The 14117-nt window shown below is 59.9% G+C and carries 6 protein-coding genes; 5 read left to right on the top strand and 1 reads right to left on the bottom strand.

Features of this window, described 5'->3' with window-relative positions:
* Window position 1: 1 nt before the first annotated feature.
* Together JI746_RS09830 and JI746_RS28350 are read left to right on the top strand one after the other, a co-directional pair.
* Window positions 2–364 carry a hypothetical protein gene (locus tag JI746_RS09830; protein WP_201688989.1) on the top strand — a complete coding sequence of 121 codons (363 nt, stop codon included), beginning with the start codon at window positions 2–4 and terminating at the stop codon, window positions 362–364.
* Window positions 365–388: 24 nt separating this feature from the next.
* Window positions 389–652 carry a BPSL0761 family protein gene (locus JI746_RS28350; protein ID WP_408004090.1) on the top strand — a complete coding sequence of 88 codons (264 nt, stop codon included), beginning with the start codon at window positions 389–391 and terminating at the stop codon, window positions 650–652.
* 527 nt (window positions 653–1179) lie between these two features.
* Here the strand turns inward: JI746_RS28350 and JI746_RS09825 are convergent.
* Window positions 1180–3168: a hypothetical protein gene (locus tag JI746_RS09825; RefSeq protein ID WP_201688988.1), complete on the bottom strand. Its 1989-nt coding sequence runs from the start codon at window positions 3166–3168 to the stop codon at window positions 1180–1182.
* Between the two features lie 1520 nt (window positions 3169–4688).
* Here JI746_RS09825 and JI746_RS09820 point away from each other — a divergent pair.
* The 3 genes from JI746_RS09820 (at window position 4689) to JI746_RS09810 (ending at window position 14100) form a co-directional block, all read left to right on the top strand.
* A complete protein-coding gene (locus JI746_RS09820; protein WP_201688987.1) occupies window positions 4689–9011 on the top strand; it encodes a hypothetical protein in 4323 nt (1440 codons plus the stop codon).
* Between the two features lie 167 nt (window positions 9012–9178).
* Window positions 9179–13207 carry an RNA-directed DNA polymerase gene (locus JI746_RS09815; protein ID WP_236599732.1) on the top strand — a complete coding sequence of 1343 codons (4029 nt, stop codon included), beginning with the start codon at window positions 9179–9181 and terminating at the stop codon, window positions 13205–13207.
* A 65-nt stretch (window positions 13208–13272) separates the two neighbouring features.
* Complete coding sequence (locus JI746_RS09810) at window positions 13273–14100, top strand: TIGR02391 family protein (RefSeq protein WP_201688986.1); 828 nt, start codon at window positions 13273–13275, stop codon at window positions 14098–14100.
* Window positions 14101–14117 lie beyond the last annotated feature (17 nt).

Here is a 14117-nt window from a genome sequence, read left to right as displayed (position 1 = left end):
CATGTCAGTGTGGGCGATTGAGTCAATTCAGGAGTTGCCAGAGGTGACCTTACGCGATTGGGCCGTATTCGAGGTGCCGTTGTACGGCCCAGAGCAGCCTTGGACGCGGCATCTGGCGGGCTGGTCCTGCGAGGGCGGTCACGGACAGGTGTGCTCGCCCGTGGCCGCCTTCGACCCTGTGACAGCAACCTGCATGACGCAGAGTGGTCGCGTGTACCGCCTCCTCCGGGCTCCGGGGCTGTGCTCTGACGGCCAGTACGTCCTGAACCGCTGGATGCGCATCAACCGCATGCCGCAGATGCGGGACGTGACCGCGGAAGTGTTCCTCGCCATCCAGGACGCCGCGAGAGCGCGCTTGCAATGACTAGCAAAGCCACCAGGAGGTTCCATGACCATGCCCCATGAACGAACGCGCGCCCTGGTCTTCACGCGGGAATTCCTGCGCGACCTCCAGGACCCCAGTGCCACTCCGGATGTAACTCTATCGATTCGCCAGCGCGCCAGAGCGCTCGCGCGGCACTACCCGACCCTGGCTGCCATCGACTTAGCGCATATGGCTCTGCCCGGCTGGTATGGACCGGTCGCGCCTTTCCTGGACCCGCCTCCCGCGGGTGAGCCGCCAACAAACGAGCCCGGGCCCGACGGGAACTGAACCTGGGCGGTCTAAAGCAATAGCCCCCAAGCCCGTCATCATCATCGGCCCTGGTGCTGTCCCCTAGACCTGAGCGACCCTGTGACTCTCCAGGCGCTACTAGAAGTCAGCGAGATGCTGGAGGCCGTCGGCGTGGGCGGCCGGCTGCAGTTTTTCCTCAATCGCAGGGGGTCGCTCAGCGCCCTCACACGCTCGAAGCACTCGCACGCCCCGAGTTGCGGAAGAAAGTCGTAGCCGCGGCGCATTGCCTTCGCCGCGCAATAGGGCACGTCGACGCCCTCACTGCCCAGCCCCTGGTATCACGGACCCGGAAGTGTGCGGCGGACGCCCGTGCCTGAGCGCACGCAGGTGCACCTGCTCGACGGTTGGCCGATATGAGAGGACGGGGCTGCGGCTTGGGCAGGGGGTGGCGAAGGAAGTCTTTCGAGAGGCTCCAGATGCGGCGGAGCGCGAATTCTTCCGCCGGCTGAACGTGCGGTCCCGCGTGCGCATCGAACGCCGTGCTGACAGCGAACAGCATCACGCCGTCACAGGTTCTGGGCAGCAATCATCTTCTCCAGGTAAACCTCATATCGCACGAAGGCCACGTCCTTCTTCAGGTGCGCATAGTTCTTCATCACGACGGCAATTGTGTCGTTGAGAAGCTCTGAAACCGTAAGGAAGTCGTTCGGATTTCTTGTCAACCAATCCGTCGCGACCAGATGGCGAAACGCGTGCGTGTAGATGCCACCGCTCTGAGGAATCAACGTCTTTGTTAGGCTATACACGCGGGCACTCACGTTCAGGCGCGCGCCTGCGCGGGTGACAAACAGCAGCCCACAATCTTGACCTTCTCCGACGAGCACTGGTCGGAAATGAGTTACGTAGTCGTCCAACCGGCCCGTGAGCCACTTCGCGATGGGTACGTCGTAAATTTGCGCCCGAACGCGCTTACGGTTTTTCATATGTTTGCCGAGGATGCGCAGTCTCCAGTCACCGGTTGCTGTCTTGTAGATGTTTCCGCCGCTCTTCAGTGCCTGGAGCGTCAGATTTCCTATGTTCTTTGAACGCAACGGGTTTGAAGAGAGTAGCCCAAGGAGTACTTCGTCACGGCGCGCGACTGCTTCTTCCGTGCTCCCCCGCGCCGCCAAATCGCCCTGTCGACGAAGCTTCTTCATCGCAGCAAAGACGGGTGCCAAAGGGAAACTCTGATTCAGGAAGAACTGGAGTGCGTCAGCCGGCGAACGCGAAACGTCTTTCGATTTCGATTTCCAGGTCCGGGCGATGGCGTACGCCTTCAGGCAAAGCGTCGACCAACTGCGGCCTTTTACGATGTCGGCAGGTAGCTTCGCGAGCAGCTCTTGACTTTGCGCTAAGTAGCCGTATTCGGCGGATGTCAGACTAGCGACCAAGGAGCAGAAGACCGCGTGACCCATGTGCTTCAAGCCGCACGAGCGCTTTGTCATGAAGTTCAGAAATGCGGTCACTGCTTCTGGTACTGCGAGCCAAGCCAATGTTTGCACATCGTCTACAGGGCGCCCGTAGCCTCCGTGTTGCTCCAGCCGTAAGAATCCAAGGAAGCGTGCGACTCGCTTCCAATCCCCATCCGCGGTGTCTGCCACCAAGCCGTCCAACGAGTTGAATTCTGTCGGTGCGCGAGCGGCTTGGTCTGCTTCGACCAAGGTCCACTCTGCGCCCGCTCGTCTCTTGAGTTCGCCGGATGGAACAACGTCGGTTTTGTACGCGAGCAATGAGCGCCACTCGTTCAGGAGGTCTTGAGACACTTCTTCCCTCTTGAGCGAATACGAAATCTTGGGGGCGGCCGACTGTCGTTGTCTGTACGCACTGACGTGGGTAGGGCCGTCCTCGGTGAGTGACTCGTGCAATAGCGTTGAGAGGGTCCCGGGTTCGAGCTTTAGGACGTTCTCAAGCCGTGGCAGGTTCTGCGTGGACCGTTGATTGGGCAGGGCTCCTCGGGTCCAACGTCCAAGCGCGGACGGGCTAATGCCTGCCAAGTGCGCGGCTCTCTTCGGGCATAGCCCTTGGCTTTTCAGCGCCGCCCTGAGGCCACGCTCAAACGGAGTCATGTCAGCGACAGCGGCCTCCGCACTTCGGCGCTGACGACCAATCGACTTCGACTCCGGTCCTTTCTGCATATATTCGAACGTAGTCTTCCAGGCACGAAGCAGTCCAAATCTGTCGCTCCTTGAGCGGCCACCGAGTCCCGAGGCAGCTACGTGACGCTCGACTGCGTCCGCGAAATCCGTAGTCATTTCTGTGCCGACCGGGGCGGTTTCCGACAAATTGTGCGAGCGCAGGAACGCACGAAGCGCCGTCAAATGATTGCGGACGATTTGCTCTTTGGAGGTCGAAGTGGATGTCTCACGAAGCCGCGCGGTATGCCGTTCGATTAGCAGGACATAAGTGGTAGCCATTGAAGGGGTTAGCCTCCCAGGGCTGCTCAAGACGGCCACCAACTTGCCGTTACCGGGCCCCGTTATGGAATAACGAGACATGGCGAAGCTGTAGGTAAACATTGACGATTTCCTCTACTGACTGAGTGACTGAATCAAAATCAGTAGGGCTCGGCTACGTTATGAGAGCTCCTGAGGAAGACAAGTGAGTTGGTCGGCCCCTGTCTAGAGATGCCGTTTTAAATGGAGGCTCGCTAGCGCGAAGTCGCCTATCGAGCCAAGGCAGTGACATGTGGCGTTCGAAGGCAGCGTGGCGAGTCACGGTTTTCGACCGAAGGTCCAGCAAGCGACACGTCTCGAGGGTGTGAGAGCACCGATGTCAGAACTACTCTTTAGGCGCTTCTCGCGCTGTCATTCCGTCAACCTAGGGGTTCACTGCGGCAACAAAGAACGTGCGCGAGGCCTGAACTTGTCCAGGAATTGACGGCGAACCGCTCGTTGCGCCGACCGACGGGTTCGGTTCGGAAGGAAGCAGCTGCCTCGCCAAACAGCGGTTTTCGGGAGATGCCAACCCGAGGCCGGAGGTCCACCGGAGTACGGCGCATCAATCGATTAGGAAATTTAAAACCGTTGCATATCCTGCTTACCGGGAGGAGGGGGCTCAACACACCGCGCCCCGGTTTTTGCTGCAACGCGGGATGTCATGGCAGCGGCGTGGGTGCTTCGGCTAGAGCGCGACAGGGGGCGGAATGCTCGCCCAGAAGTCTGGCCGTGTCACGGGGAAGACTCTCTTCCGTGACGCCCGGTGCGCCAACTCGACTCCGCCGTCCAAGTAGCACAAGGGCAATGCGCGCTCAGTCCGCCAAGCGGGCTAGGGGGCGCTTTGCCCTAGAACGCCTCTCCCTCCCTCCATCCAAGAGTTTTGTTCCGCGCAGGGAAGTCAGGGCTGAAGCGTCGAGGTCTTGCTGATGTTGGCACTGTGGTGACCCTCTTGAAGGCGACGGTGGAGCGACGGCCAGTCGGCGAGCCAAGAGGTGAAATGCACAAGCACTTTGCTTTACGGCTCGAAAATGTCGGATGAACAAATCCGGCAACGGTGCCCGTCACACACCTTCGTCTGTGTTGCGGAGAGAGCCTACAAGCGCGCCTTTACGCGCTTTTCAGAAGAGGGCGCCTGCGGCGTCGCTGAACTCGTCGTCGCACCAGGGGAGTCAGTTTGGGGCGTCCTCTGCGACATGTCCGATGCGGACAGGCCGAACGCGACCGACACGAGGGTGTGCATGCGAAAAGGCCGGCGTACATGCGAAAGAGCGTGCAGGTCCTCGCCAGCGACGTTCAGCACTTCGCCGCTGTCAGATACGAGGTCGGAACAAGGCGGCCAATCAACATGCGCCGAGCGCCGAGTCCCTGGGACTCATAACCGCAGTGGCACGCAACTGGGGGCTGCCGCAGGGCAATCAGAAGCGAATGGAGGCTATTCAGACTGGAGCCTAGCCACTCCGGCGCCGAGAAGCGTGCGTCCACTTGACATATTGGCGGTCGTACGGAGTGCGGCGGGCGGTGCTGCCCTTTCAGCCGTCCACTCGCGCCCCTGCCTTGAACAGAGGATTGCTGAATCTGCAGTTGGTGATACACATACAGGGATGAGTACTCCCGAGTATTTGGACCTACAGCGCACGTTCATCGAGATTGACCCCGCTGACACCGAAGAACACGATGTGTCTGGTGAAGGCCGAATCGGGTGGCGCGAGGTTCTCGCCCGCAGGGCGTCAGTGATTCGGGCGCCTGCAAATTTCGGAAAAACAACCGAGATGGTGGAGCAGGCCCGCCGCATGCGCGAACAGGGACAACACGCGATTTTTGTCGCACTCAGACGCGTACGAAGCCGCGGAGGTTTCGAGGCTGCAGTTTCGGATACCGGCGACGATTACGAAAGCTTCAAGGACTGGCAGGCGGCGACTACAAGCCCTATGACGGTGTTCCTGGATTCGCTGGACGAGGCGTCACCGGGAAACGACGACGACCTAACCTACTGGCTGCGGCAGGTTACGGCTGCGGTGAACTGGCCGGCAAACGACGTGCGATGGGTTATCTCCACACGTCCTGCGCTACTGACAGCCAAGGTCGTATCTGACCTGCAGAGGCTATTCGGCCGAGGGAAGACGGTAACGCCTGCAAGCACCGCGAGTGACCAGACGTCGCCAAATGACGCCGCGATGGACGCGGTTTTCAGAGAGAGAGTGACGGACCCGGAGGCGCTCGCAGTGTTTCGAATGACGGAGCTGGATAGGAACCAGTCCATCAGGTACTTGTCCGAAAGGCTGGGCATAGACCGCGCTCCGGAGCTTATTGCACTCGCCTCGCGCCGAGGACTGGGAACTCTCGTCGAAAACCCAGGGGGTTTGGCGACACTTGCAGAAATTGACCTTCTCACCAGGCCACCCGAGAGCCTCACCGAAATCTTCGAACGGCTTGAGTCGAGTATCGCGAGGAAGCTCGCGGCAGACCGGCGAATCAAGGACGCGGGGAACGAGGGTGTGGAACTGGTTACTGAATCGGTAAGGCGGCTAGCTGCAGCCTCCCAACTATGTCAGCTACCGAATATCGAGCTGCCGCAGGAAGGATTGCTGCCTTCTGCTGACGCAATCTCTGCTCGGCTCATCGTGGGCAGCCGAATTTCTGAGGCCGTTCTCCAGGTCCTACTCGGCGCGCACGGGTTCAGCGACGTCGGACACCATCAGGTAAAGATTTTTCCGAACGAGTTACCCCCCTACCTGGCTGCATGCCACCTTTCAGGCTTGGCAAAGTCGCCTGAGCTCGCGTATCGGTTGGTAGCGGCGCTGTCTTGGCAGGCACCCACGGGAGAAAGTGGCGTCGACCGGCGGTTGCTCCCAGTCATGGGATGGTTGGCCACGCTGAATCCGCACTGCAGAGCGGAAATCCTCAAAATCGACCCGCAAGCGCTCGCCTTCTTCGGAGACCTCCGCAATCGTTCGGTGGCGCCGCCTGACGCCGAGCGAGCACTGCGAGACTCCGTGTCTGCGATAGCGAGAAGCAACGATTGGCCCGGTCGCGGGCAGTTTCGGCTCACTTCAGAACACTACTGGCAAGCTGGCTCCACGCGCACCCTGTCCGTGATTTTGGAGCTTTTTCACGAACACGGGGGGAGCAACGTTGCGCGCGACGTGCTTCTCGACATCGCCGCTTATTCGGGTTCAGATGTACTGCGGGATTTGGTGATGTCATCGCACCGCGGCGACTATCACAGCCTTCTGAGGTCCACGATGGACGCAGACTACATCCTCGAGCTCGGGCGTGAAGAGGACCTTGAAGGCTTGGCGGGCGCCCTTCTACTCTCGGCCCATACGCCGGAATCGTTTGCCTCGCGCGTGGTGGCAACCCTCGGCTGGACCTATCTGAATGCGCGGGACGTCGTGATTGTTCTAGGCAGGTACCTTGAGCGAGGACGGTCCGCATTTCATCTCACAGGCGACGTGAAGGAGGTGCTTGTTCCTGCTGCTTCCGACCAGCAGCTGTATTGGCTAGTGCGCGGCTTGGTGATGAAGGCGTCGCAGGTTCGCGGGAGGCAGGGGCGTCGAAATCCTTCGACTCACATGACGAACGAGCGGTTCGTAGAGTTCTCGGCCGAGCTTCTGGCCATCTTGTTGCGCCGCCAGCACGCGCCGACAGCAGACAAATTGGCCATCCTGTGCTTAATCCTATTCCGCGCGATAAGAGACGCGCATCACGGGAGCGCCGATGTTCGAGAGTTGAAGGGGGCTCTTAAAGAACGTGCGGATGTGCGTCAGGCGTACTTCGCGATGCTGGTGCGTTGGGCAGCTGGCACCAAGGGTGACTTGTGGCAGTTGGTGTATGGGTACGGAAGCATCTGCGTGCCAACAGACGACGATGTGTCAACCCTCGGCTCAGAGCCTTTGAGGCGGTTGGTCAGGGAAGAGACGGCGCGCATAGAACGGATGGCGGGGCAGGCCCCCCGCACTCCACAACCGAAGGACCGCTTGCAGCTCGCAGACACGGCCAAGGCAGCGCTTCAGGCCTCCATTGAAGCCATACGCAGCGGAGCCGCTCTGAATGAATTTGCTTGGCTTGCAGGATGGCTGCTGCACACAACCAGGCGGTCACGATACGGCGAGGTCGATTTCAAGCAGTTGGAGGACAGAGCTGGACACGCAATGGCGGGAGCCGTTCGCGAAGGACTCGGCCACTTCTGGCGTTCTCAACCCCCTCGCTTCAAAGAGGATGAGCCCAATTCCACATATCACCTCACGGCGGCAGGCCTTCAGGCCCTCCACTTAGAGCTAGGCGAAGGGAAGAATTTGCCTCCTCTCAGCGAGAACGAGGTACGACAGGCGATTCGTTACGCGGCGTTTGAGATTAACGGGTTTCCGAAGTGGTTCTGGGCGCTAGTGCGGGCGCACGAAGACATCGCGGGAGATGAGCTGGAGGGACTCGCGAAGGCAGCAAGTGCCGGCGCCGTGTCACGCGAGCATGCCGGAAACCTGTTTTCCGCGCTCGACCAAGCCCCGGAGCGGATTCGCGAACGCCTTGCTCCTCTGGCTTGGCAAATTCTGGAAGGCGAAGAGTCTGACCGCCGCGGCTTTATCGTCGACAAGATGCTAACCGCCACGGCGGTGGCCCCGGACGCAGCTTCGCAGACGGAGTTCGAAGCGCTCGCATGGAAAAGGGTGAGCGAGCCCTTCATGGGTGCGGCCGCGGCATCGCCCCAAGACCACGCCACACGCGCAGAGGCGGTTAGCCAAGCGACGGTCTGGGGAAGCCACTGGCTTCGCCGGCATCCGCGCAGCTTTGTGGAGCGGATGCAAGGATGGACAGCTGAAGACGCAGGTGCGGCCAAGGCATTCGTGTATGCACTTGCCATGGAGCTTGGGCGTGACCGTGGCGCACTCCTCAGCGGCATCGCAACGGAGACGCACGATGGCGTCGATGCGTTGGGAGCCCTGTATGTGATTGCGCTCGACGTAGTCCGTCCTACCGACGACGCTCAGCACGCGGATGGCGAGGTGTATGCCATTGGCGGCCGGGAAAGTGCCCAAGATTTCCGAGACGCCTTTGTTCCTGCGATAGCCGAGGCGCGCACCCAACGAGCATACGACGTGCTGGAGTGGCTCAAATTAAAGCTTGGTGACAAACAGAGGCCGTACTTCAGGCGCGTTCAATATCACATGCGGGAAGCACAGTTCGCCCGGCCGCCACTGGACCAGCGTGCCTTTGAGAAATTCGAACGGGATTTCGAGGCGGGTATCACAGGGCGGGTCTCATTCGACCTCGCAGTCCAGAACGCCCTAGTTGCAGTGAAGTACGACATTGAGCACGGCGAGCATAGTCTTCGACGGTTTTTCAGCGCCGTCGAGCTCCGGGCACTGAAGACAGACAAGTCCGGCCTTGCCCTCGAAAGCGATTTTCAACAGTTGCTCGCCAGTGAACTGAAGCACCACGCTCGTGGCGAGTTCGTTGTGCAACGTGAGCCCGAGACAGCGGAACACAACCGTCGAGATGTGCACTGCGCCAAGGAATCTCTGGACCTGACAGCATCCATTGAGCTGAAGATGTCGGAGCGATGGACACTGCCAGAGTATTTCGAAGCACTCGAGCAGCAACTGGTTGGGCAATACATGCGCCAGCGAAATGCCAACACCGGGTTCTTGGTAATCGTCCTTCAACGTAAGCGCACCTGGAGATGCCCTGGGACTCGCCGGGCCCTGTCGTTTGATGACCTCGTTAAGGCACTTCAGTCGAGAGCCGATGCCCTGATGCGAGATGACTCGTCGAAGTTCTTGCGAGTCATCGGCATCAATGCAATCCAGCCGAAGAACTTTCGTGAGGCGAGAGCAAAGCGCGTTCCGAGCGGAGCTGCTAGCGGCACTCGCGCGCGAAGGGCGAGCCGTGCGAAGAAAATCGGGAATGCAAAGACACGGGCGAGCTGACGCGAATGAGTTATAGGTTGGCGCTGGTGGCCTTCCTTTGGTTGATTGGAGGCAGTCACGCGCGAGCAGTACCATTTCTGGCGCGCGGCGCATCAAACTCGTAAGCAGGAAGCCATAGCGCAGATACGTTGGCCGGCATCGAGCGTTCGCGACTTGGTGGGCCAAGCATGCGCGACGAACAGGATGAGCAGAATAATGGGGGAGGGAATTCGATGACGATTGTTCGAAGCGAGTACCTGGAGCTGGCGCCTCAGGGTCGGTACCTATCTGACGTAGTGGTGCTTTCGCAGGCCTGGAAGAAGTCGCATGCGTTCATTCGCAGGCACAACTGGTATGCGGATGTGCTCGAGCTGGATGTATCCACCATCGACTTGGAGGCAAGACTCCTTGCTTGGTCGATGGAGGCGCAATCCCAGGATTTCTTGCCTGCTCCGCTGCTGCTTGTGCCGGCGCCCAAGAACGCTAGATGGGAGTTCGCGGAAAGAGCACCACTGCCTTCGATTGAAAATCTGATGGATGTGAACTGGGACGACCTAGGCCCAGACCCGGCGTTCGACGACTGGAGGCCAAAGTCCGCGAATTCAGCATCGACCGAGGAGGGAGCAGCTTCAGCGCAGAAACTTCGTCCCTTGGCGCATCTCTGTATCCGCGACCAAACATTGGCAACGGCGGTGATGATGTGCCTGGCGGAGGCCATTGAGTCAGCCCAAGGGGACTCGGGTGAGACGGACCTTTGGAAGGCTCGCGAAGCCGGAACCGTTAGCTACGGAAATCGACTGGATTGCCGATGGAAGGTCACTTCCCCCGACCATCATCCCCGAGCGGACTTTTCCTGGGGAAACGGTCGCACCTATCGGCAGTACTTTCAGGATTACCGGCTATTCCTGGCCAGGCCTCGGCGGATATGCGCTGAGCTAGTCGCGCAAGTGCCGAAGCGGCGGGAGCTATTCGTTGTTTCGCTGGACATCAAGTCGTTCTTCGACTGCATTGATACCACTGCGCTGGTTGGAGAGCTCCGAAAATTTGAATTAGAGCACCGGACTAACACCGGCAACCCGCAGCATCTCTGGGCTGACGATGTGTTCTGGGCGCGGACCACGCGCATCTTTGCCTGGAAGTGGCGTGACGAAGACCAGGTGCACGCGCCGCTCATTCGAGAAGCCGATGCTAAGACGCTGAATCTGGGACTGCCGCAAGGCTTGGTGGCGTCCGGCTTCCTGGCGAACGCCTACATGATTGGCTTCGACCGTGCAATGCACCAAGCGGTCACGAGCGGCAAGACGCTTTCAGGCGAGGTCAAGATTCTCGACTACAGCCGCTATGTCGATGACATTCGCATCGTCGTTGAAGCGCCGGCGCAAGAAGCGTTGCTGAATGGAATTCTGGCGCAGGTGGTGTCTTTCGTCGAAGCACAACTCACGGAGCATTGCAAGAGAATCGAAGCCAAACACGTGCTCAAGCTTTCGAGCGAGGACCACAAACGTACGATAACGCCATACCGTTCAATCTCGGCGCAGAGCAACATGTCTGCGTTGATGGACGTTCTGAACGCGGAGCTCAGTGGCACGTTCGACTTGGAGTCGCTCGTACAAGCCGCGGGCGGATTGGACGGCCTCTTGTGGATGGCGGACCAGATTGAAGAGCGCCCCGAGCCCAAGGGCTCGCGCATGCGGTTGGCAACGGTAGCCGTCCCATCAACAGACGTTCGCGATGACACGGTCAAACGCTTCGTAGCCACCCGATTGGCGCAGATGCTCCGGCATCGCTTGGCAATGGCCGACGTAACCGCTCCCGCCGAGCGCGAGGAAGCTCTCGTGGATGGCATCAGCGAAGGTGCGGTCATCGCCCACGAGTTCGAGTCCACAGCAAGAAAACTCGTGAAGTGCTGGGCCGAGAACCCGTCGCTTGCGTTGCTTCTGCGCTGCGGGATGGACCTGTACCCGCATCCTGCGCTTCTGGCGCCGGTGGTGGAAGCGCTGACCGTGAAGCTGTTCGGCGCACCTACGGACCTGGACCTTGACCGGTGGCGAGAAGTACGTGTCTCCGAGTACGTGTCTGCGGACCTCTTGAGGGCGGGGGCGGTCGAAACCGGCTACCGCGACAGCGAGGAGTACCCAGACTCTGTGGATATAGCGGGGTATCGCCAGGACCTTGGTGCATTTGCACGCCGCATCATCAGCGAGCGCGCCACTTCACCCTGGTACCTTCTCCAGCAGGCGTACCTGTATTTGTCGTCCATTGGCGACTTCTCCTTGGCCGCACACCAGGCGAGCATGCCACCCGAGATTGCAGCGTATGTGGAGCTCCAGCGCTCAATGATGTACGCGCCGGCGCACTCCGCCCGGTTGGTGACAGCGATTCCGCTTGCCCTCGTGGGCCAGCAGCTTACCCCGGACAGCAGACGCTTCGCTGTCTGGCTCAGAGAGGGCCTAAGGAATACGGACGATGAAAAGCAGCAAGAGCACGCGGTGAGGACCATCGTCCTGAGTCGACCGGACCTCGTTTTGGAAGCCATTCGTTCCACTCGGGGCGTGCGCGCGGCTGCTTGGAAGAAATACGTTCCCACCGGTCTCATTGACGCTGCTAGGAAGCCCCCTGCGCGACGAAGTACCGAAGGGCGGCAAGCCCCGCGGTCGCTGACGCAGGTGATGGCGAGCGACGAGAACATTTTCGGCCAGGAGAACGGGCTATTGATGCTCGCACGGTCCCTGCTTCAACAAGAGGGAATCGAGGACAGGCTCGCCAACGGTCTGACTCCCAGCGACATCGTCCTGGAGTGTGCAGCCTGGGATGAAATACAAGCGTTACCGACCGAGGCCGGATTCATTCAGGTGACGATGGCTCCTTCTGAAACGCACTTGGTCACGAATCCCATGTACCAGAACCCTCCTTGGGTGGCCGACGACAAGGCATGGCTATATGGCCTCGGGCGTATTCTTCGCGCCGCCCTAACTGGGGAGTTCGACTTCACCACGAGAAGATACCTGGTGACAGAAGACGTCGGCCGATATAAAGGGCTGCGGAGTACTTGGTACAAGCGCCGGTTCGGACTACTTAACTCCGCCCGCGGTTTGATGGACGAGCCCAGCCCCGTGTCACCGTGGCTCTCTGGCTTCCTGTCGACGCTGCTGCAGTGGCCTGGCGTCGAGTTCCGCGCGCAGAATGGAACTGCGGCGGGCGAGGTACGCACGCGCAAGGAGCTGCTGAAGCTTCTCGACAAGCGCATCACCGAGCAGCGGGCGCTTTTCGGCCGGCGAAGCCGAACGCCAATGTACGTGGTGCCCACCGACGACAGCGCGCCTCTTCGGGAAAGGCTCCTTCGCGTCGCCATTGTTCAGCCGATGCGCCCCCGGTCAGAAGAGTTCGACACGAAGGACCCAATTCACTGGACGGCAGGGGTGCTGGCTGCGCACCGGCGACATTTGGCCGAGGTGTGCAGACTTGCCAACCAGAAGCTGCGTACTTGGGCTTCTGCGAAGGGAATCGCGTTAGGCGGAAAGAGCGAGGATGACGCCATCGTCGACGTCATATTGTTCCCGGAGTTGGCTGTGCACCCTGAGCACGTCTTTCTTCTGCGCCGCCTTTCTGACAAGTTGCGGGCCAGCATCTTCACCGGGCTCACCTTTGTTCATTCGCACAAGCGCGGCGGTCCAGTGAATCAAGGGCTGTGGATGATTAGAACGGCGTCTCCGGCCCATGGCAGAAGCATTCAGTATGTCTGGCAGGGCAAGAAGCACCCGATGAAGCTCGAGTTAGAGATGGGCATCAAGGGACATCGTCCTCACCTGACGTTGCTGGAGTTGCCCGTAGGCACGAAGACCCGAACCCGCATCGCGGCCGCGATTTGCTATGACGCCACGGACCTGGACCTGGTCGCAGACTTGCGCGAAAAGTCCGACATGTTCCTGGTAGCGGCATTGAATCAGGACGTGCAAACCTTCGACAACATGGTGGCCGCCCTCCACTTTCACATGTACCAGCCAGTGGTACTAGCGAACATGGGCCAATTTGGTGGGTCAACCGCCCAAATTCCCCTCCCGCAACCAGACCGGCTCATTGCGCATGTTCATGGCAACAACCAGGTTGCGGTGAGCGTTTTTGAAGTGGACCCTGCTCCGTTCAAATCGACTGCCGTCGCGAAAGCGCCCAGGAAACTGAAGTATCCGCCTGCGGGTTACAAAGGCCGTCCAGCATGAAGTCCGCTTGCGCTGCGCGGGAGGCGGATAGGCCACCTATGCTGGTCAAACGATGAAGGAGGCAAATGGCAGACAGTCTCGCGCCATTCACATCGGCGCACATCGAAGCTGTGGCTCGTGTTCTCGGCGACACGAACGATGGACTGACAGGGCCGGAGATTGGCTTCATTCTCAGGGATGCGGAGATTCCTGATGTTGATTCGACAAACACCAAGTGGAAGCGCCTGTACAGCGCACTCGCATCCATCCAGAACGAGAAATGCATCGGCAACTATCTCATCATGTTCGTTAACCGCGCCATGGCGCCGGTGCGCTACACGAATACGCCAGCGTTGTTCGAGCTCAGACGTCAACGCCTGAACGCAGTGCTCCTGCTGTCGGGGTATCAGGTGCGAGAAGACGGAAAGGTTAGTCGAGCTAGTGCTGCTCAGACGCTGACGGAAGCGCTTCAGCGTGCGAACAGGCTCTCAGCGGCGTTATCAGCCAGGGGTGTGCATCCCGACGTCCTTCAGTTTTGTCGCGCAGAACTCTTGCAGGAGAACTACTTTCACGCTGTCTTTGAGGCGACCAAGAGCATCGCCGCCAAGGTGCGCACGCTATCGGGGCTCGATGGCGACGGCGCGGACCTAGTGCAACGTGCCTTCGGGTTCGGTAAAGCGGACGCTCCTACACTGGCCATCAACAGCTTGAGGTCGGAGACCGACCGGGGCGAACAGAGAGGATTTGTGAGCCTGCTGGTCGGTCTTTTCGGCTGCGTCCGGAATCCACTAGCGCATCACGCAAAGGTGGAGTGGACGATGACAGAACAGGATGCTCTGGACATATTAACCCTGTCATCTCTCGTCCACCGTAAGCTGGACAAGGCGGAGCGCCGCCAGACTGCACCTCCATGAATAGCCTTCGGCGCGCG

The organism is Ramlibacter alkalitolerans (genome assembly GCF_016722765.1).
Taxonomy (GTDB): domain Bacteria; phylum Pseudomonadota; class Gammaproteobacteria; order Burkholderiales; family Burkholderiaceae_C; genus Ramlibacter; species Ramlibacter alkalitolerans.
The sequence above is the reverse complement of the archived record's forward strand: the minus strand, read 5'-3'. Positions and strand labels throughout refer to the sequence as shown.

Excerpts from the sequence above, each read along its gene's own strand:
- JI746_RS09830 (WP_201688989.1), top strand. The coding sequence starts at position 2 with ATGTCAGTGTGGGCGATTGAGTCAATTCAGGAGTTGCCAGAGGTGACC.
- JI746_RS28350 (WP_408004090.1), top strand. The coding sequence starts at position 389 with ATGACCATGCCCCATGAACGAACGCGCGCCCTGGTCTTCACGCGGGAA.
- JI746_RS09825 (WP_201688988.1), bottom strand. The coding sequence starts at position 3,168 with ATGTTTACCTACAGCTTCGCCATGTCTCGTTATTCCATAACGGGGCCC.
- JI746_RS09820 (WP_201688987.1), top strand. The coding sequence starts at position 4,689 with ATGAGTACTCCCGAGTATTTGGACCTACAGCGCACGTTCATCGAGATT.
- JI746_RS09815 (WP_236599732.1), top strand. The coding sequence starts at position 9,179 with ATGCGCGACGAACAGGATGAGCAGAATAATGGGGGAGGGAATTCGATG.
- JI746_RS09810 (WP_201688986.1), top strand. The coding sequence starts at position 13,273 with ATGGCAGACAGTCTCGCGCCATTCACATCGGCGCACATCGAAGCTGTG.